The sequence below is a fragment of the Streptomyces termitum genome, from assembly GCF_014650175.1.
In the GTDB taxonomy this organism is placed as follows: Bacteria; Actinomycetota; Actinomycetes; order Streptomycetales; family Streptomycetaceae; genus Streptomyces; species Streptomyces termitum.
This window is the reverse complement of record NZ_BMUL01000020.1, coordinates 24,100-41,283: the sequence shown is the minus strand read 5'-3', so window position 1 is coordinate 41,283 and position 17,184 is coordinate 24,100. Positions and strand designations below refer to the sequence as shown.

Genomic DNA, 17,184 nt, shown 5'->3' with positions numbered 1-17,184 from the left:
GCATAGAGTGCGGTCATGTCCAGCCCTCAGTCCTCGCCCCGGTCCAAGACCCGTCCCGTCCTGATCGTCGCCGGAGTGGCCCTGGCCGCCGCGGTGCTCGGCCTCGCCTCCTACCAGGCGACCAAGCCCGCCGCCCCGTCCGCGGCCGGCTCCTCCTCCGTCGCGGAGGTCTCCGCCGACCCGGCGGTGGGCGCCTACCCGGAGCTGGAGGCGTACGCCCGCCGGGACGCGTCCGACGCGCTCGCCCTGGGCCGGGCCGACGCGCCCGTGGTCCTCATCGAGTACGCCGACTTCAAGTGCGGCTACTGCGGCAAGTTCGCCCGGGAGACCGAGCCGGAGCTGGTGAGGAAGTACGTGGAGGACGGGACGCTGCGGATCGAGTGGCGCAACTTCCCGATCTTCGGCGAGGAGTCGGAGGCCGTCGCCCGCGCCTCCTGGGCGGCCGGCCGGCAGGGCCGCTTCTGGGAGTTCCACCGGGCCGCGTACGCGGAGGGGGCCAAGGAGAAGGGCTTCGGGAAGGAGCGGCTGGCCGCGCTGGCCCGGGAGGCGGGCGTGCCCGACCTCGGCCGCTTCGCGAAGGACGGCGACAGCGCGGAGGCCCGCGCGGCGGTGAAGAAGGACCAGGACCAGGGGTACGCGCTCGGCGCCACCTCCACCCCCTCCTTCCTGGTGAACGGCCGCCCGATCGCGGGCGCCCAGCCGCTGGAGACCTTCACGGAGGCGATCGAGGCGGCGGCGGAGGCGGCCGGGAAGAAGGCGGGGGCCACGCCGTGACGTCGGGGATCGGCTACTTCGCGGCCTTCCTCGGCGGGCTGCTCGCCCTCCTCAGCCCGTGCAGCGCCCTGCTGCTGCCGGCCTTCTTCGCGTACTCGATCGAGACGCGGGCGAAGCTGGTGGCGCGGACCGCGATCCTCTACGCGGGCCTGGCGACGACCCTGGTGCCGCTGGGCGCGGCCGGTTCGCTCGCGGGCCGCTTCTTCTACGGCAACCGGGACCTGCTGGTGGCGGCGGGCGGCTGGCTGATCATCGGCCTCGGCGTGCTCCAGGTCCTGGGCCTGGGCTTCGCCTCCCGGCGGCTGGCGGAGGCGAGCGGCCGCATCCGGCCCACCTCGGCGGTGTCGGTCTACGCCCTCGGCCTGGTCTACGGCCTGGCCGGGTTCTGCGCGGGCCCGATCCTGGGCAGCGTCCTGACGGTGGCGGCGGTGAGCGGCAGCCCGGCGTACGGCGGTCTGCTGCTGGCGGTGTACGCGCTGGGGATGGCGGTGCCGCTGTTCGTGCTGGCGCTGCTGTGGGAGCGGTTCGACCTGGGGCGGCGGCGCTGGCTGCGGGGCCGGCCGCTGCGGCTGGGCCGGTTCGAGCTGCACTCGACCTCGCTGGTCTCGGGCCTCTTCTTCATCGCCCTGGGCACGATGTTCCTGGTCTTCGACGGGACGACCGCGCTGCCGGGGCTGCTGTCGGTGGACGACTCGTTCGAGGTGGAGCGGCGGGTGGCCGAGTGGGGCCGGGCGGTGCCGGACTGGGCGCTGCTGGTCGTGGTGGTGGCGGTCGCGGGGCTGGTGGCGGCGGTGCGGAGCCGGAGCCGGGGCCGTGATCGGAGCCGTACGGAACAGCCGGAATAGCGGAAGGGCCCCGTTCGTGAGAACGGGGCCCTTCCTTTTGTGGCTGGGGCCGGGGTCGAACCGGCGACCTATCGCTTTTCAGGCGATCGCTCGTACCAACTGAGCTACCCAGCCACGAAGCCGTTTCCGGCTTCAGCGACTCTGACGGGACTTGAACCCGCGACCTCCACCTTGACAGGGTGGCGAGCTAACCAACTGCTCCACAGAGCCTTGCTTTGTGTGCGAGAACCAGTCTCGCACACGGGTGTTGCGTGCCCCCAACGGGATTCGAACCCGTGCTACCGCCTTGAAAGGGCGGCGTCCTGGGCCACTAGACGATGAGGGCTAACGGCCCCACCTGGGCGCTTGTCGGCGCCTCGGGGACGTGAGAAGCATATGGGATGGCGGGCGGTATCGCCAAAACGGTTTCCGGGAGGGGGAGAATGGGCCCGTGCTGGAGATGACGCGCGAGGAGTTCGAGGAGCTTGTCGCCGAGGCCCTGGACCGGATCCCGCCGGAGCTGACGCGGCTGATGGACAACGTCGCGGTGTTCGTGGAGGACGAGCCCTCCCCGGACGATCCGGAGCTGCTCGGGCTCTACGAGGGGACGCCGCTGACGGAGCGCGGCGAGTGGTACGCGGGCGTGCTGCCCGACCGGATCACGATCTACCGGGGGCCGACGCTGCGGATGTGCGAATCCCGCGAGGACGTCGTCGCGGAGACCGAGATCACGGTGGTGCACGAGATCGCCCACCACTTCGGCATCGACGACGAGCGGCTGCACGCGCTGGGGTACGGCTGAGCCGGAGCCCGGGGGTGGCCTCGCGCGGGCGCCGACCGGGCACAGCGGCCGGGCGGCGGGCCGTTCGCCGATCCCGCGCGGGGCCGACCTCGCGCGGGCGCGCGCGAGGCCGTGGTTCTGGGCGCGGGCTGCGCGCGGGGGTGATCCCGGCCGTCCGGCCGAAACGGATCGAACAAGGGGCCAGCCGCGCCGTGTCCCTCGCGGCGCCGGGGGAGTTGGGCAGGAGGAAGCGTTCCTTCCCCGCCCGCCGCGTCCTGGAGGTGCCCCCGTGCGCCATTTGCCCACCCGTGTTCGATGGGCGGTCGCCGCGCTCGCGGTCGCCGCGAGCGCCGGCCTGAGCGGTTGCATGAGCGTGGGCGACGAGAGCGCCCGTCCGGCGGCCGGTGCCACCGAGGGGGAGCGGGGCGCGTCGGCCGAGCCGGGCGGCGCCGACGGGGCCCCGGGCGGGGGCGGCGGCTCCGGCGGGCGGGTCGGCCGGGCGGGCGGACCGCATCCGGCCGGTGAGGGCGGCGAGTCCCCCGTGCCGAGCGGTGCGCCGTCCTCCTCCGCGTCGCCCTCGGCGGGCGCCGGGACGCCGGACCCGGACGCCTCCGGGGCCGTACCGCCGCGGCCGCACCCCAGCGGGGGCGGGGAGGCCGGGGGCGCGGGCGGCTCCGGAGGCGAGGCCGGCACCGGGTCCGGGGGCGCCGTGGGCGGGTCCGGCGGCGAGGCCGGCGGGCCGGGCGGCGGGGGCACCCCCTCGCCGGAGCCCACCGCGCAGCCGACCACGAGCCCGGAGCCGACCACACAGCCGACGCCCGAACCCACGCCCGAGCCGACCTCCCACCCGAGCGATCCGCCGAGTGAGGGACCGGGCACCCAGATGGGGGGCCTGCGGGCCGCCGGGGTCGTCGGCGCGGCCACCGAACCGGTCGCATCGCCGCAGGTGAGCCCCGTGTGAGGATGATCGGTTTGCCTTCGGTGGGGGGGAGTGCGTATGGTGGTAGATCGTTTGATCCCATTTGCCCGGCGCCACGACCGAAGAGCGCCGTGACTGGCGCGTACTCTCCCCTAGCCGTGGCTGACCGCATCGAGGCGGTCTTGTGCGAAACACGGAGTTGACGGGCGCGTGCCGAGACTCCGGAAGGTTTCGCATTTCGCATGTCCATTTCCAGTTCTGACCACGCCGTCATGCCCGAGAACGACGAGATCACCGAGATCGTCGAGCTGGCCGACGACGCAGAGATCACCGACGAGCCGACCGACGAGACCGTCGAGCTCACCGACGAGGCCGATGAGGCCGACGACACCGACGAGACCCCCGAGATCACCTTCGGTGACCTGGGCCTCCCCGAGGGCGTCGTGCGCAAGCTCGCCCAGAACGGTGTGACCACCCCCTTCCCGATCCAGGCCGCGACCATCCCGGACGCCCTGGCCGGCAAGGACATCCTGGGCCGCGGTCGCACCGGCTCCGGCAAGACCCTCTCCTTCGGCCTCCCGCTGCTCGCCACCCTGGCCGGCGGCGACACCGAGAAGAAGAAGCCCCGCGGCGTCATCCTGACCCCGACCCGCGAGCTCGCGATGCAGGTCGCGGACGCCCTCCAGCCGTACGGCGACGTGCTCGGCCTGCGCATGAAGGTCGTCTGCGGCGGTACGTCGATGGGCAACCAGATCTACGCCCTGGAGCGCGGCGTCGACATCCTCGTCGCCACCCCGGGCCGCCTGCGCGACATCATCAACCGCGGCGCCTGCTCCCTGGAGCAGGTCCAGATCGCCGTCCTCGACGAGGCCGACCAGATGGCCGACCTGGGCTTCCTGCCCGAGGTCACCGAGCTCCTCGACCAGGTCCCGGCCGGCGGCCAGCGCCTGCTCTTCTCCGCCACCCTGGAGAACGAGATCGACAGCCTGGTCAAGCGCTACCTGGTGAACCCGGTCACCCACGAGGTCGACCCGTCGGCCGGTGCCGTCACCACGATGACCCACCACGTCCTGGTCGTGAAGCCGAAGGACAAGGCGCCGGTCACCGCCGCCATCGCCGCCCGCAAGGGCCGCACCATCATCTTCGTCCGCACCCAGCTCGGTGCCGACCGCGTCGCCGAGCAGCTGCGCGAGTCCGGCGTGAAGGCGGACGCGCTGCACGGCGGCATGACCCAGGGCGCCCGTACCCGTACGCTCGCCGACTTCAAGGACGGTTACGTCAACGTCCTCGTCGCCACCGACGTCGCCGCGCGCGGCATCCACGTCGACGGCATCGACCTGGTCCTCAACGTGGACCCGGCCGGCGACCACAAGGACTACCTGCACCGCTCGGGCCGCACCGCCCGCGCCGGCCGCTCCGGCGTCGTGGTCTCCCTGGCCCTGCCGCACCAGCGCCGCCAGATCTTCCGCCTCATGGAGGACGCGGGCGTCGACGCCTCCCGCCACATCGTGGGCGGCGCCGGGGCCTTCGACCCGGAGGTCGCCGAGATCACCGGCGCCCGTTCGCTCACCGAGGTCCAGGCCGACTCGGCCAACAACTCGGCCAAGCAGGCCGAGCGCGAGGTCGTCGACCTGACCAAGCAGCTGGAGCGCCTCCAGCGCCGTGCCGTCGAGCTCCGCGAGGAGGCCGACCGCCTCGTCGCCCAGGCCGCCCGCGAGCGCGGTGAGGACCCGGAGACCGCCGTGGCCGCCGTCGCCGAGGCCGCCGAGGCCGAGGTCACCGCCGCCGCTGCCGCCGCCGAGCGCGCGGAGGAGCGCCGCGAGGAGCGTTCCTTCAACCGCGACCGCCGCGACGACCGCCGTGACGACCGGGGCGGTGACCGCGGTGGCTTCCGCCGCGACGACCGTCCGTCCGGCGGCTTCCGCCGGGACAACGACCGTCCGTCCTTCCGGGACCGCGACCGTGACGACCGTCCGTCGGGCGGCTTCCGCCGGGACAACGACCGTCCGTCCGGTGGTTTCCGCCGTGACAACGACCGTCCGTCGGGCGGTTTCCGTCGCGACGACCGTCCGTCCGGTGGTTTCCGCCGTGACAACGACCGTCCCTCGGGCGGCTTCCGCCGGGACAACGACCGTCCGTCCTTCCGGGACCGTGACGACCGTCCGTCGGGCGGCTTCCGCCGCGACAACGACCGTGACGACCGCGGTGGCTTCCGTCGCGACAACGACCGTCCGTCCGGCGGCTTCCGCCGCGACGAGCGCCGCGACGACCGTCCGTCGGGCGGCTTCCGCCGGGACAACGACCGTCCGTCCGGTGGTTTCCGCCGCGACAACGACCGTCCGTTCAACCGCGACCGTCGTGACGACCGTCCCTCCGGCGGCTTCCGCCGCGACGACCGTCCCTTCGGCCGCCGCGACGACCACCGCCCGTCCGGCCCGTCGTCCTCCTTCGGCCGCCGCGACGACAAGCCGCGCTGGAAGCGCAACGGCTGACCCCGCCTGACCTCCTGACACAGGGCCCGTACGAGCACCGCCGTACGGGCCCTGTGCCGTACCCGGCCCGACCCGCGCCACGGCGGGAAGCGGATACCCGATCGGTTCGCGGGGCCCGTCGGGCTATGCTGCTCGATGTGCTCGCACACGGGCCGTTAGCTCAATTGGCAGAGCAGTGGACTTTTAATCCATTGGTTGTGGGTTCGAGTCCCACACGGCCTACCGGCGCACCGAGCGCCCCGACCGGTCTTCTCCGGTCGGGGCGCTTCGTCGTTTCCGGGGGCGGGCGGGGTCAGGTGTGGGGGCCCGTGCCGTGGAGGAGGGTGTCGATGATCCGGGCGGCGAGGGTGTCGGGGTCGGTGGGGGCGTCGGTGCCGTGGAGGGACTCGCCGATGAGGGCGTAGTAGACGCGGCGGACCCAGTCGAGGTCGGCGTCCGGGGCGATGAGGCCGGCGTCCTGGGCGCGCTTCAGGACGGCGACGCAGCGGACGGCGATGTCCCGCTGGAGGGCGGCCGCCTCGCTGTCCGGGTCCTGGGCCACGCCCAGGGCGAAGGCCCAGGCGCCCTTGACCTGGAGCACGTTGGCGGTGATCCGGTGCATGGCGACCAGGGGCGGCGCGGTGTCCGGCCTGCCGTCGTCCACCGCGCGGGCGAGCCGGCGGGCCGCGGAGGAGGCCAGGGCCTCGATCAGCGCCTGCCGGCTGGCGAAGCGCCGGTGGATCGTGGTGCGGGCGACGCCCGCGGCGGCGGCGATCTGCTCCATGGAGGCGCCGGGGTCCTCGGCGAGGACCCGTTCCGCCGCCTCCAGGATCGCGCGCACACTGCGCTCCGCGTCCGCCCGCAGCGGTTGTGCCGCCGTCTCGCCCACATCGCCTCCCAGGTAGGCCACTTGTCCGAAAACAAGGTACAGCAGCGTTGCGGTCTCGGAATGAAGTGCAACATGAGTGTTGCATGTTGATGGGAAACCGCTACGCTCCATGCCAGTTGCTTCCGACTGGAGGAGAGACGCATGCACCGCACCGCCCTCGTCACCGGGGCCTCGTCCGGCCTCGGCGCGGAGTTCGCCGACCAGCTCGCCGCCCAGGGCCACGACCTCGTCCTGGTGGCCCGCTCCGGCGACCGCCTCGCCGCGCTCGCCGAACGCCTGACCTCCCGGTACGGCGTCCGCGCCCACGTCCTCGTCCAGGACCTCGCCGAGCCGGACGCCGCCCGCCGCGTCGTCGGCCGGCTCGCGGAACGCGGCCTGGGCGTCGACCTGCTGGTCAACAACGCGGGCTTCGGCACCTGCGGCCGCTTCGAGGAGATCGACGCCGGGCGCGACCACGAGCAGCTGATGGTCAACGTCGTCGCCCTCGTCGGCCTCACCCACGCGCTGCTGCCCGGCATGCTGGAGCGCGGCCGGGGCGCGGTCCTCAACGTCGCCTCCAACGCGGGCTTCCAGCCCTCCCCGTACTTCGCCGTCTACGGCGCGGCCAAGAGCTTCGTCCTCAACTTCGGCCTCGCCCTGCGCCAGGAGTGCCGGGGGCGCGGCGTCCGCGTCCTCACCCTGTGCCCCGGCCCGGTCGAGACCGCCTTCTTCGACGTCATCGGCACCCGGAAGGCGGCCGTCACCGGCTCCATGACCACTCCGGAACCCGTCGTCCGCGCCGCGCTGCGCGCCCTGGAGCGCGACCGCGGCTACCTCGCCCCCGGCCTCGGCAACGCCCTGGCCGCGCACCTGACGCCCCGCCGCCCCCGGACCCTGGTCGCCGCCGTCGCCGAGCGCGTCACCCGCAAGGTCCTGGCCCCCGGGCCCGTCCCGGCCGGGACCCGCATCTGACGGTTCGGGGACAGGGTTGAGACACGGGTCTGGGAGGGTTCCGTCGAACGGGTGTCTCCAGGCGGTGTGCCGCGGAGCGCCGGGGGAAGCTGGAGCGTGGAGGTGGAGTCGGTGACGGGGTCGACGCGGTGGCGTGAGCACGGGGACGCCGGGCAGGTGGCGCGCGGGCTGGCGCGCGGGGCGCTCGCGGCGGCGGCCGCGGCGGTCGTGGTGCTGCTCACGGCGCTCGGCGGCGGCGGGCTCCTGGTGCTGCTCACCGGGCTGGTGGGGCTGGCGGCGGCGGCCGTGGGGCTGTGGTGGTTCCTGGCGCACCGGGGGCCGGTGCGGGTGCTCGGCGGGGTGCTGCTGTTCGGGGCTCCGGTGGCGGTGCTGGTGCTGTACGTCGTCGGGGGGCTGTGGCTGTTCGCGCTGCTCGCGGTCGCGCTGTGGGCCGTCGCGCTGGGCTGCGCGCGGGCGGCGCTGCGGCGGCCGGGCGAGGAGGAGTCCGGGCCCGCCGAGGCCCGGCCCGCCGCCCGGCCCCGCCGGGCCGTGCTGATCATGAACCCGAAGTCCGGCGGCGGGAAGGTGGAGCGGTTCGGCCTGGTGGAGAAGGCGGAGCGGCTCGGCGCCCGGGTCGAGCTGCTCGACCCGGAGCGGGAGACCGACGTCACCGCGCTCGCCCGGCGGGCCGTCGAGGACGGCGCCGACCTGCTCGGGGTGGCGGGCGGCGACGGCACGCAGGCCCTGGTGGCCGCGGTGGCCGCCGAGCACGACCTGCCGTTCCTGGTGATCTCGGCCGGTACCCGCAACCACTTCGCCATGGACCTGGGCCTCGACCGGGAGGACCCGTCGGCCTGCCTGGACGCGCTGACCGACGGCGAGGAGCTCCGCGTCGACCTCGGCTCGGTCTCCGGCCGCCCCTTCGTCAACACGGTCTCCTTCGGCGTGTACGCGGACGTCGTGCAGCGTCCCGAGTACCGCGACGCCAAGGCCGGGACCGCCCTGGAGGCGCTGCCGGACCTGCTCCAGGGCGGGCAGGGCGACCGGCTCGACGCGACCGCCGACACGACCCGGCTCCCGGGCCAGCAGGCGATCCTGGTCAGCAACAACCCGTACGCCACCCCCGACCCGCTCAGCGCGGGCGCGGGGCGCCGGGCCCGGCTCGACGGCGGCCGGCTCGGCGTGATCGGCATCCGGGTGGACGGCGCGGCGCACGCCGCCGAACTGGCCGTCCTCGGCACCCAGTCCGCCGCGCTCAACGTGCTGGCCGCCCGCCGCGTCGAGGTCCACGGCGGGGTCACCACCGACGGCGTGCCGACGGAGGAGGACACCCTCCCGGTGGCCGTGGACGGGGAGGCCCTCGTCCTGCCCACCCCGGTGGTCTGCGAGATCCGGCCGCGCGCGCTGCGCGTCCTGGTGCCGAAGGACCGGCCGGGGACGGTCCCGGTGCCTCCGCCGTTGGACTGGCGGCGGATCATCCGGCTCGCCTTCCCCGACCACCACCCTCACCACGGGGACGATTCCCACAGGAGCGGCGCATGAGCGACGAGCACACCGAGCACGGAGAGCACACCGGGACCGACGGGGCGGCCCAGGGGCGGGTACGGCTCCGGGACCGGCCGCGGTCCGCGGCGGCCGCCGCCCGCGCCGTGCTGCACGACCTGCGGGCGGTGGACGGCGCCGTGTACGGGGCGGTGGCCGCCACCCCGACGCCCGCGCTGGACGCCGGGCTGCGGCGGCTGTCGCACACCGCCGACCACTCCAAGATCTCCTTCGCGGTCGCCGCCGGGCTCGCCCTCTTCCCGGGGCGGCCGCGCCGGGCGGCCCTCGCGGGCGTCGGCGCCATCGCGATCGCCTCGGCCTCGGCGAACCTCCTCGGCAAGCGGCTGGTGCGCCGGCCGCGCCCGGACCGGGAGGCGGCCCGGGTGGTGGTGGGCCGGCACGTGCCGATGCCGGAGTCGGCGTCGTTCCCGTCCGGGCACACCGCCTCGGCGGTCGCCTTCGCCACCGCCGCGGGCGTCGTGCTGCCGCCGGTGGCGGTGCCGCTGGGGCTGCTGGCCTGGGCGGTCGGCTACTCCCGCGTCCACACCGGCGTGCACTACCCCGGCGACGTGGCCGCGGGCGCCGTCCTGGGCCTGGCGAGCGGCGCCGCGTCCCTCGCCGTCGGCGCCTCCCTCACCCACCGCCGTACGCCCGCCTCCTGAGGGGACGGGCGTACGGCTCGCGACGGCCCCGGTCCGGCCGGGGTCAGGCGGAGCCGATCGCGCCGGCGAGGGCCTCCTGAGGGATGCCGAGGGCGGCGACGCGCTCCGGGTCCGCCAGGACGTGCAGTTCGACGATCCGGTCGCCGACGATCGTGAAGACCATGAGGGAGCCGGGCTTCCCGTCGACGACGGAGAGGAGCGCCGGCTGCCCGTTGGCGACGACCGGCAGGGACGCGTGGCCGAAGGACGCGTACATGAGGGCCTGGCGGGTGATCGTCTCGGCGCCCCGGACGACCCGGGAGGTGCCCGCGAGGAGCGTGCCGCCGTCGGCGCGCAGCACGGCGTCCGGGTCGAGGACGGCGAGAAGGCCCTCGAAGTCGCCGCCCCGGGAGGCGGCGAGGAAGGCGTCGGCGATCTCCCGCTGGCGGCGGGCGTCGGGCCCGGGGCCCAGGGTGGCGTCCTGGACGCGGCGGCGGGCCCGGCTGGCGAGCTGGCGGGTCGCGGCGGCGGAGCGGTCCACGACGGGCGCGATCTCGTCGAAGGGGACGGCGAACATGTCGTGCAGCACGAAGGCGAGCCGTTCGGCCGGGGCGAGGGTCTCCAGGACGACGAGGAGCGCCAGGCCGACGGATTCGGTGAGTTCGGCGGCGTGCGCCGGGTCGCCCGCGCCGGGGACGTGCACGACCGGGTCGGGGACGTAGTACTCCAGCGGGTCCTCGCGCCGGGAGCCGCGCGAGCGCAGCATGTCCAGGCAGACCCGGCCGATGACGGTGGTGAGCCAGCCGGTGAGGTTGGCGACGCCGCTCACGTCGGTGCGGCCGAGCTTGATCCAGGTCTCCTGGACGGCGTCCTCGGCCTCGCCGAGGGAGCCGAGCATGCGGTAGGCGACGGCCCGCAGGTGGCCCCGGTCGGCCTCGAAGCGGCGGGCCAGCGCCTCCGCGTCGCCCCCGGTGCGGTCCGGTGCGCCGGTCCTGGTGTCTTCCATCCTTCGTTCTCCCCCTTCGTGTTCCGTCATGGCTCCATGACGGATCGGAACGCGCGGATGTGACGGCGGGCCCCCGGAAAGGGGTGCCGGAGCCGTCAACGGGCCCGAGCCTAGGAGTAGTCGGCGGACCGGTGGGTGCCGGAGTGCCGGACCGGAGCGTGAGATCCACGGCGGGGGCGGCTCCGTGCCGTGGCTTTCCCGGCGGGGTGGCCTTTGCGCCGTGGAACGCCCCTTCAAGGGCGGGGTCATCCTCCGTAGGTTGATGGTCATGACGACGACATCGACGCAGGTCAACCCGGTCCTCCGCACCCCGCCGGCCACACCCGCCGCCGCGGCCGCGTACTTCTCCGCGAGCCTCGCCTTCCACGCCGACGTCTCCGACGTGGCCGCCGCGCTGGCCGCCGGGGGAGACCCGGGCTTCGTGGTGCTCGACTCCCGCTCCACCGCCGCCTGGGACCAGGGGCACGTGCCCGGCGCGGTGCACCTGCCGACGGCGCTCGTCCCCGAGCAGGCCGACCGGCTCCTGGACCGGTCGGTGCCGGTCGTCACCTACTGCTGGGGGCCGGGCTGCAACGGCGCCACGCGCGCGGCGCTCGCCCTCGCCGAGCGGGGCTTCCGGGTGAAGGAGATGCTCGGCGGCTTCGAGTACTGGGTGCGGGAGGGCTTCGCGTACGAGACCTGGGAGGGCCCGGCGCGGCGGACCCCGGACCCGCTGACGGCACCCGCCGAGGGCGGGGACTGCGGCTGCTGACGACCGGGGGCGGGGGCGCCTCCAGGAGCGGCCGGGGGGTGGCCCGGGGCCCCGGGGAAACGGATTTCGGTTTTCGCCGACCATCGCGTAGAGTCGTATTCACCGACGCGGGGTGGAGCAGCTCGGTAGCTCGCTGGGCTCATAACCCAGAGGTCGCAGGTTCAAATCCTGTCCCCGCTACTCAGTAGCCCGAAGGCCCGGATCGTCTCAGGACGGTCCGGGCCTTCGGCGTTCCCGGGGTCCGGCCCCGGGGCATCGAGCGCGCTTGACCTTTACGCAGCGTCAAGTTCTACCGTTCTCGGCATGGAGTGGTCGATCCAGGAGATCGCCAGGAAGGCCGGCACCACCAGCCGCACGCTCCGCCACTACGGCGAGCTGGGACTGCTGGAGCCGAGCCGGACCGGCGCGAACGGTTACCGGTACTACGACCAGGCGGCGCTCGTCCGGCTGCAGCGCATCCTGCTGCTGCGCGAGCTCGGGCTCTCGCTGCCCGCGATCGCCGAGGTCCTCGAAGGCCAGCGGGACACCTCGGCCGCCCTGCGCACGCATCTGGCCCTCCTGGAACAGGAGCGCGAGCGCATCGGGCGGCGGATCGAAGCCGTACGGACCACTCTCCACAAGACCGAGAGAGGAGAACAGCTCATGGCCGACGAAGTCCTCGACGGATTCGACCACACCCGCTACGAGGCCGAGGTCACCGAACGGTGGGGCCGCGAGGCGTACGAGAGCGGGGACCGCTGGTGGCGCTCGCTGGGCGAGGCCGAGAGGCGGGAGTTCCTGGAGACCCAGAAGGGCATCGCCCGCGACTTCGGCGCCGCCGCCGCGGCCGGGCTCGCCCCGGACGCCCCGGAGGTGCAGGAGCTCGCCCGCCGCCAGTACGACTGGCTGTCCCTGACGACGAGCCCGACGAAGGAGTACGTGATCGGGCTCGGCCAGATGTACGTGGACGATCCGAGGTTCGCCGAGAACTACGACCGGCACGGCGAGGGCACCGCGATCCTGGTGCGCGACGCCCTCGCGGTCTTCGCCGAGCGGAACCTGTAGCCCGCCCGGCGGCGACCCGCCCGAAGTAAACGCTGGCCGAAACACCGCCGGTCCCCGCCCGTCCCTTTGCGCACGGACGAACGCGGAACGTAACGTCACGAGTGCGATGCGTGAGCGAACGGGGCCGGCGGTGACGGCCGGACGAGGAGGAGCAGGAGGACGGGCGCCCGTCCTCCTGCTCCTCCTCGCGCTGGTCGCGCTCTTCGCCGGCCTCTGCCACGGGACCCCCGCGCACGCGGCCCCCGCCTCCGGCCCCGTCGGGCACGCGGCCACCGGCGCGGCCGTCGCCGTCGCCAGTCCCGTCCACGGACCCGTGCCGCACGGCTGCGGCGAGGGCGGCGAGGGCCACGTCGTGGACCTGCCCGTCTCCGCCGCGACCGCCGCCGCCCCGCAGCTCGACCCGCCGGGGCCCTCCGCCGCCGCCGACGCCGGGGACACCCCGCCGCCGCCGGGCGCCGTGCCCCCGGGCGGCCGCACCCGCGCCGGGCCCCGCCCCGCGCCCGGAAGACTGCTCATCGCCCTCGGGGTGGACCGGAACTGAGCCGGCCGCCGCGGCGCCCCGCCGCGACCGCCCGCACCTTCCCGCGCACCACCCCATCTTGAGGACGTACCCCATGCACGCCCCCACGCGCACCCCCCTGCCCGCGTACCCGACCGTCGGCAACACCCCCGTCCTGTGGACCGACGACGGCTACTGGGCCAAGCTCGAAGGCTTCAACTCCGGCGGCATCAAGGACCGGGCCGCGCTCCACATGGTCGAGCAGGCCCGCCGCCGGGGCGACCTGCGGCCCGGCGCCCCCATCGTCGAGTCCACCTCCGGCACCCTCGGCCTCGGCCTCGCCCTCGCCGGGGTGGTCCACGGCCACCCCGTGCACGTCGTCACCGACCCCGGCCTGGAGCCGATCGTCGAGCGGCTGCTCACCGCCCACGGCGCCACCGTCCACCTGGTCACCGAGCCCAGCCCGCACGGCGGCTGGCAGCAGGCCCGCAAGGACCGGGTCGCCGAACTCCTCGCCCGCCTCGACGGCGCCTGGTGGCCCGACCAGTACGGGAACCCCGACAACCCGGCCGCCTACACCGGGCTCGCCGCCGAACTCTCCGGACAGCTCGACCGGATCGACGTCCTCGTCTGCGCCGTCGGCACCGGCGGCCACTCGGCCGGCGTCGCCCGCGCGCTGCGCGCCACCAGCAGCCCCGCCCTGGAGCTCGTCGGCGTCGACTCGATCCGCTCCACCGTCTTCGGACTGCCCGCCGGGGAGCGGCTGATGCGCGGGCTCGGCTCCTCCATCCACCCGGCCAACGTCGACCACGCGGCCTTCGACGAGGTCCACTGGGTGGCGCCCGCCGAGGCGGTCCGCTCGGCCCGCCGGCTCGCCGCCCGCCAGTTCGCCACCGGCGGCTGGAGCGTCGGCGCGGTCGCCCTCGTCGCCGGCTGGCTCGCCCGGACCCGCCCGCGCGGCACCCGCATCGCGGCCGTCTTCCCGGACGGGCCGCAGCGCTACTTCGACACCGTCTTCAACGACGAGTACTGCGCCGCGCACGGCCTCCTCGACGGCCCCGTCCGCGACGAACCCGCCCCCTACACGGGCCCGGAGGGCATCGAGAGCTGGACCCGCAGGGTCCTGGACCGGGCGGCGGCGGGGCCGGGGGTCGCGGCGGGACCGGTCGCGGAGGCCGGTCCCGAGGTGCGGGCGGGGGCGGCGCGTTGAGCACCACGACCACCCCCACGCCCGCCCCGCCGCAGGGCGGGATCTGGAAGCGGAGCCGTACCTTCACCCCGGCGGTCCGGCTCCTCTTCCTCAACCAGCTCACCATCAACCTCGGCTTCTACATGCTGATGCCCTACCTGGCCGCCCACCTGGCCGACGGGCTCGGCATGGCGGCCTGGGCGGTCGGGCTCGTCCTCGGCGTCCGCAACCTCTCCCAGCAGGGCATGTTCCTCGTCGGCGGCGCGCTCGCCGACCGGCTCGGCTTCAAGCCGCTCATCGTGGCCGGCTGCGCGCTGCGGACCGCGGGCTTCGGCGCGCTCGCCTTCGCGCAGTCGCTGCCCGTCCTGATCGCCGCCTCGCTCGCCACCGGCCTCGCCGGCGCCCTCTTCAACCCGGCCGTCCGCGCCTGCCTGGCGGCGGAGGCCGGGGAGGAGCGCCGGGTGGAGGCATTCGCCCTGTTCAACACGTACTACCAGGCGGGCATCCTGCTCGGCCCGCTGCTCGGGGTGGCGCTCACCGGGGTCTCCTTCCGGCTGACCTGCGTGGTCGCGGCGCTCCTCTTCCTCGCCCTGACCCTGGTACAGCTGCGCCACCTGCCGGTCTCGGCGGGCGGCGGGCGCCCCGAGCCGGGGAGGGCCGGGGCCCGGGGGCAGTTCCGCACCGTCCTCGGCAACCGGCTCTTCTGGCTCTTCTCGCTCGCCATGACCGGCTCGTACGTGCTCTCCTTCCAGGTCTACCTGGCGCTGCCGCTCGCGGCGGGCGGCACCGGGACGACGACCGCGCTGTTCGTCGTCTCCGCGCTCGTCGCGCTCGCCGGGCAGCTGCGGATCACCGCCTGGTGCGCGGCCCGGCTCTCCCGCGAGCGGTGCCTCGTCCTGGGGCTCGCCCTGATGGGCGGCGCCTTCCTGCTGCCCGCCGCCCTCGGCCGGGGCGCCCCGGCGCTGCTGCTGTGCGCGGCGGTGCTGGCGGTGGCGAACGCGGTGCTCTACCCGTACGAGATGGACACCGTCGTCGCCCTCTCCCGGGGGCGCTGGATCGCCACCCACTACGGGCTCTACAACACGGTCTGCGGCATCGGCATCACCCTGGGGAACCTGGGCACGGGCGTCCTCCTCGACGTCACCGGCTGGACGCCGCTGCCCTGGCTGGCCCTCGCCTCGGTGGGGCTGGCCTGCGCGGCGGCGGTGGCGGCCCTGGCCCGGGGCGGCCGGCTCCGCGCCGCCTAGGCTGTGTCCGGCGGATCTTCGTGGATCAGCCCGCGGCGTCTGGTGCGTTCTCTCGGCGTGCGCCCGGGTCGCCCTCGTACTGGACGTACTCGGGCGATCCGGGCGTGCGGCGAGAGGGCGTGCCAGGCGTCGCGGGCCCGCGAAGATCCGCCGGACACGGCCTAGGGCCTGTCCCGCGAAGATCCGCCGGGCGGGCCCGGGGGCGCGCGCCGGTTCTCGGGGGCGCTCGGGCCGGGGCCGTACGCCGGTCGGACCCGCGCCGGTCGCCCTCCGGGGGCGGGCGGGTGACCCTGGAAGGTGTGCGGTGGCGGGCCCGGCCCGGCCCGCACGGCCCGGGGACGGGCCACGGACCGGTCAGGAGTGCACAGGTGGCGGACGCTCGGGCAGCGGCGGGCGGAGAGCGGCGGGAGCGGTCCGGCCGCCGTGCCGCCGGTTCCGGCCGGGGGCGCGGCCCCGCCCGGCCCGGCGCGGGCCGCCGGGACCCCGCGCCCGGGGCGCCCCTGGGCCCGTACGGGGGTGCGCCGGATCCCCCGCCGCTCCCCTACGGCCTGACCCGGAGGTTCCTGCGGGCGCTGCCGCCGCTGATCATCGTGGGCGGGGTGGTGTACGACGTGGCGACGCCCTCCCCGTACACCGCTTCGCCCCTCTTCGCCGCCGCCCCGCTCATCGCCGCGCCCTTCTTCTCGCGGCTCACCACCCTGCTGACCGGGATCGCGGCGATCCTCGCCTCGGCCGGTCTGCACTCCTACAACGAGTCGATCTACGACGTGCCCTCGCTGACCGAGACGCTCACCGTGGTCACCGTCTCGGCGCTCGCCATGCTCATCAACCTGGTGGTGCGGCGCAGCGGGGAGCGGCTCGCCTCGGCCCGGGTGATCGCGGAGGCGGCGCAGCGGGCGGTGCTGCCCGCGCCGCCGCCCCGGATCGCGGGGCTCCAGTGCGCGGCCCGGTACGAGGCGGCGCAGGCGGACGCGTTCATCGGCGGCGACCTGTTCGCGGTGCAGGACACCCCGCACGGGGTGCGGCTGGTGGTCGGGGACGTACGGGGGAAGGGGATGGACGCGGTGGAGGCGGTCGCCGTCGTCATCGGCGCCTTCCGGGAGGCGGCCGAGCAGGAGGCGGACCTGGCGGGGGTGGCGCGGCGGCTGGACCGGGCGCTCACCCGGGAGGGCGCCCGGCGCGAAGGGCTGGACGCCTTCGAGGGGTTCACCACGGCGGTGCTGGCCGAGGTCCCGCACGGCGGCGGGACCGTGCGGATCGTGAACCGGGGGCATCCGCCGCCGCTGCTGCTGTGCGGGGACGGGCGGCTGGAGGCGGTGGAGCCGGCCGAGGCGGCGCTGCCGCTCGGCATGGGCGAGCTGTCGGTGGCGCCGGACCGGGCCGACGAGCGGCCCTATCCGCCGGGCGCGACGCTCCTCTTCTACACCGACGGGCTCTCGGAGGCGCGGGACCGGCACGGCCTCTTCTACGATCCGGCGGCCCGGCTGGCGGGGGCCGTCTTCCCGGGTCCTGAGGAGCTGCTCGACGCGCTCGTGGACGACGTGCGCCGGCACACCGGCGGCGGGTCGACGGACGACATGGCGCTGCTCGCGGTGGCCCGGCCGGCGCGGGGCGCGCCGGAGCGGCGGCGGACGATGCCGGTGGTGCCGACCGGCGGGTGAGCGGGCCCCGGAGCGG

General features: G+C 75.3%; 16 protein-coding genes and 5 tRNA genes. 16 read left to right on the top strand and 5 right to left on the bottom strand.

The window, feature by feature from the left end; translation table 11 throughout:
* Nucleotides 1-15 precede the first annotated feature (15 nt).
* Together IE219_RS27960 and IE219_RS27955 are read left to right on the top strand one after the other, a co-directional pair.
* Nucleotides 16-774 carry a DsbA family protein gene (locus IE219_RS27960; RefSeq protein ID WP_189982498.1) on the top strand — a complete coding sequence of 253 codons (759 nt, stop codon included), beginning with the start codon at nucleotides 16-18 and terminating at the stop codon, nucleotides 772-774.
* Nucleotides 771-1,619 (top strand): cytochrome c biogenesis CcdA family protein, encoded by an 849-nt coding sequence (locus tag IE219_RS27955; protein ID WP_189982496.1) that lies wholly within the window; start codon nucleotides 771-773, stop codon nucleotides 1,617-1,619. Before IE219_RS27960 ends, IE219_RS27955 begins: the two co-directional genes overlap by 4 nt.
* Nucleotides 1,620-1,659: 40 nt before the next feature.
* On the opposite strand, the gene IE219_RS27950 is transcribed toward IE219_RS27955, so the two are convergent.
* From IE219_RS27950 to IE219_RS27940, 3 genes are all read right to left on the bottom strand, one after another.
* A tRNA-Phe gene (locus IE219_RS27950) sits at nucleotides 1,660-1,733 on the bottom strand.
* 22 nt (nucleotides 1,734-1,755) lie between these two features.
* Nucleotides 1,756-1,829 (bottom strand) — tRNA-Asp (locus IE219_RS27945).
* A gap of 42 nt (nucleotides 1,830-1,871) precedes the next feature.
* Nucleotides 1,872-1,944 (bottom strand) — tRNA-Glu (locus tag IE219_RS27940).
* 105 nt (nucleotides 1,945-2,049) lie between these two features.
* Between IE219_RS27940 and IE219_RS27935 the strand changes: the two genes are divergently transcribed.
* From IE219_RS27935 to IE219_RS27920, 4 genes are all read left to right on the top strand, one after another.
* The gene (locus IE219_RS27935) at nucleotides 2,050-2,400 is read left to right on the top strand and encodes a metallopeptidase family protein (RefSeq protein ID WP_030496497.1); all 351 of its coding nucleotides are present in this window, start codon (nucleotides 2,050-2,052) and stop codon (nucleotides 2,398-2,400) included.
* 268 nt (nucleotides 2,401-2,668) lie between these two features.
* On the top strand, nucleotides 2,669-3,340 hold the full coding sequence (locus tag IE219_RS27930; RefSeq protein WP_229850080.1) for a hypothetical protein: 672 nt from the start codon (nucleotides 2,669-2,671) through the stop codon (nucleotides 3,338-3,340).
* A gap of 230 nt (nucleotides 3,341-3,570) precedes the next feature.
* Nucleotides 3,571-5,790, top strand: a complete 2,220-nt coding sequence (locus IE219_RS27925; protein WP_373298901.1) for a DEAD/DEAH box helicase — start codon at nucleotides 3,571-3,573, stop codon at nucleotides 5,788-5,790.
* A 149-nt stretch (nucleotides 5,791-5,939) separates the two neighbouring features.
* A tRNA-Lys gene (locus tag IE219_RS27920) sits at nucleotides 5,940-6,012 on the top strand.
* A 70-nt stretch (nucleotides 6,013-6,082) separates the two neighbouring features.
* Here IE219_RS27920 and IE219_RS27915 read toward each other — a convergent pair.
* Nucleotides 6,083-6,679 (bottom strand): TetR/AcrR family transcriptional regulator, encoded by a 597-nt coding sequence (locus IE219_RS27915; RefSeq protein ID WP_229850078.1) that lies wholly within the window; start codon nucleotides 6,677-6,679, stop codon nucleotides 6,083-6,085.
* 120 nt (nucleotides 6,680-6,799) lie between these two features.
* Here IE219_RS27915 and IE219_RS27910 point away from each other — a divergent pair, with 120 nt between their 5' ends.
* The 3 genes from IE219_RS27910 (at nucleotide 6,800) to IE219_RS27900 (ending at nucleotide 9,792) form a co-directional block, all read left to right on the top strand.
* The gene (locus IE219_RS27910; protein ID WP_189982490.1) at nucleotides 6,800-7,609 is read left to right on the top strand and encodes an SDR family NAD(P)-dependent oxidoreductase; all 810 of its coding nucleotides are present in this window, start codon (nucleotides 6,800-6,802) and stop codon (nucleotides 7,607-7,609) included.
* 111 nt (nucleotides 7,610-7,720) lie between these two features.
* Nucleotides 7,721-9,130 carry a diacylglycerol/lipid kinase family protein gene (locus tag IE219_RS27905; RefSeq protein ID WP_189982488.1) on the top strand — a complete coding sequence of 470 codons (1,410 nt, stop codon included), beginning with the start codon at nucleotides 7,721-7,723 and terminating at the stop codon, nucleotides 9,128-9,130.
* Entirely contained in the window at nucleotides 9,127-9,792 is a 666-nt protein-coding gene (locus IE219_RS27900; protein WP_189982486.1) for a phosphatase PAP2 family protein, read from the top strand. Before IE219_RS27905 ends, IE219_RS27900 begins: the two co-directional genes overlap by 4 nt.
* Before the next feature lie 43 nt (nucleotides 9,793-9,835).
* On the opposite strand, the gene IE219_RS27895 is transcribed toward IE219_RS27900, so the two are convergent.
* Nucleotides 9,836-10,777: a sigma-70 family RNA polymerase sigma factor gene (locus tag IE219_RS27895; RefSeq protein WP_229850076.1), complete on the bottom strand. Its 942-nt coding sequence runs from the start codon at nucleotides 10,775-10,777 to the stop codon at nucleotides 9,836-9,838.
* Nucleotides 10,778-11,045: 268 nt separating this feature from the next.
* Between IE219_RS27895 and IE219_RS27890 the strand changes: the two genes are divergently transcribed.
* From IE219_RS27890 to IE219_RS27860, 7 genes are all read left to right on the top strand, one after another.
* On the top strand, nucleotides 11,046-11,528 hold the full coding sequence (locus tag IE219_RS27890) for a rhodanese-like domain-containing protein (RefSeq protein WP_189982482.1): 483 nt from the start codon (nucleotides 11,046-11,048) through the stop codon (nucleotides 11,526-11,528).
* A 106-nt stretch (nucleotides 11,529-11,634) separates the two neighbouring features.
* Nucleotides 11,635-11,708 (top strand) — tRNA-Met (locus tag IE219_RS27885).
* Nucleotides 11,709-11,831: 123 nt separating this feature from the next.
* Complete coding sequence (locus IE219_RS27880; protein WP_189982480.1) at nucleotides 11,832-12,572, top strand: MerR family transcriptional regulator; 741 nt, start codon at nucleotides 11,832-11,834, stop codon at nucleotides 12,570-12,572.
* 106 nt (nucleotides 12,573-12,678) lie between these two features.
* On the top strand, nucleotides 12,679-13,113 hold the full coding sequence (locus IE219_RS27875) for a hypothetical protein (protein WP_189982478.1): 435 nt from the start codon (nucleotides 12,679-12,681) through the stop codon (nucleotides 13,111-13,113).
* 73 nt (nucleotides 13,114-13,186) lie between these two features.
* Nucleotides 13,187-14,281 carry a PLP-dependent cysteine synthase family protein gene (locus tag IE219_RS27870; protein ID WP_189982476.1) on the top strand — a complete coding sequence of 365 codons (1,095 nt, stop codon included), beginning with the start codon at nucleotides 13,187-13,189 and terminating at the stop codon, nucleotides 14,279-14,281.
* Complete coding sequence (locus IE219_RS27865; protein WP_189982474.1) at nucleotides 14,278-15,507, top strand: MFS transporter; 1,230 nt, start codon at nucleotides 14,278-14,280, stop codon at nucleotides 15,505-15,507. Before IE219_RS27870 ends, IE219_RS27865 begins: the two co-directional genes overlap by 4 nt.
* 500 nt (nucleotides 15,508-16,007) lie before the next feature.
* Complete coding sequence (locus tag IE219_RS27860; RefSeq protein WP_189982618.1) at nucleotides 16,008-17,168, top strand: PP2C family protein-serine/threonine phosphatase; 1,161 nt, start codon at nucleotides 16,008-16,010, stop codon at nucleotides 17,166-17,168.
* The last annotated feature ends 16 nt before the right edge of the window (nucleotides 17,169-17,184 follow it).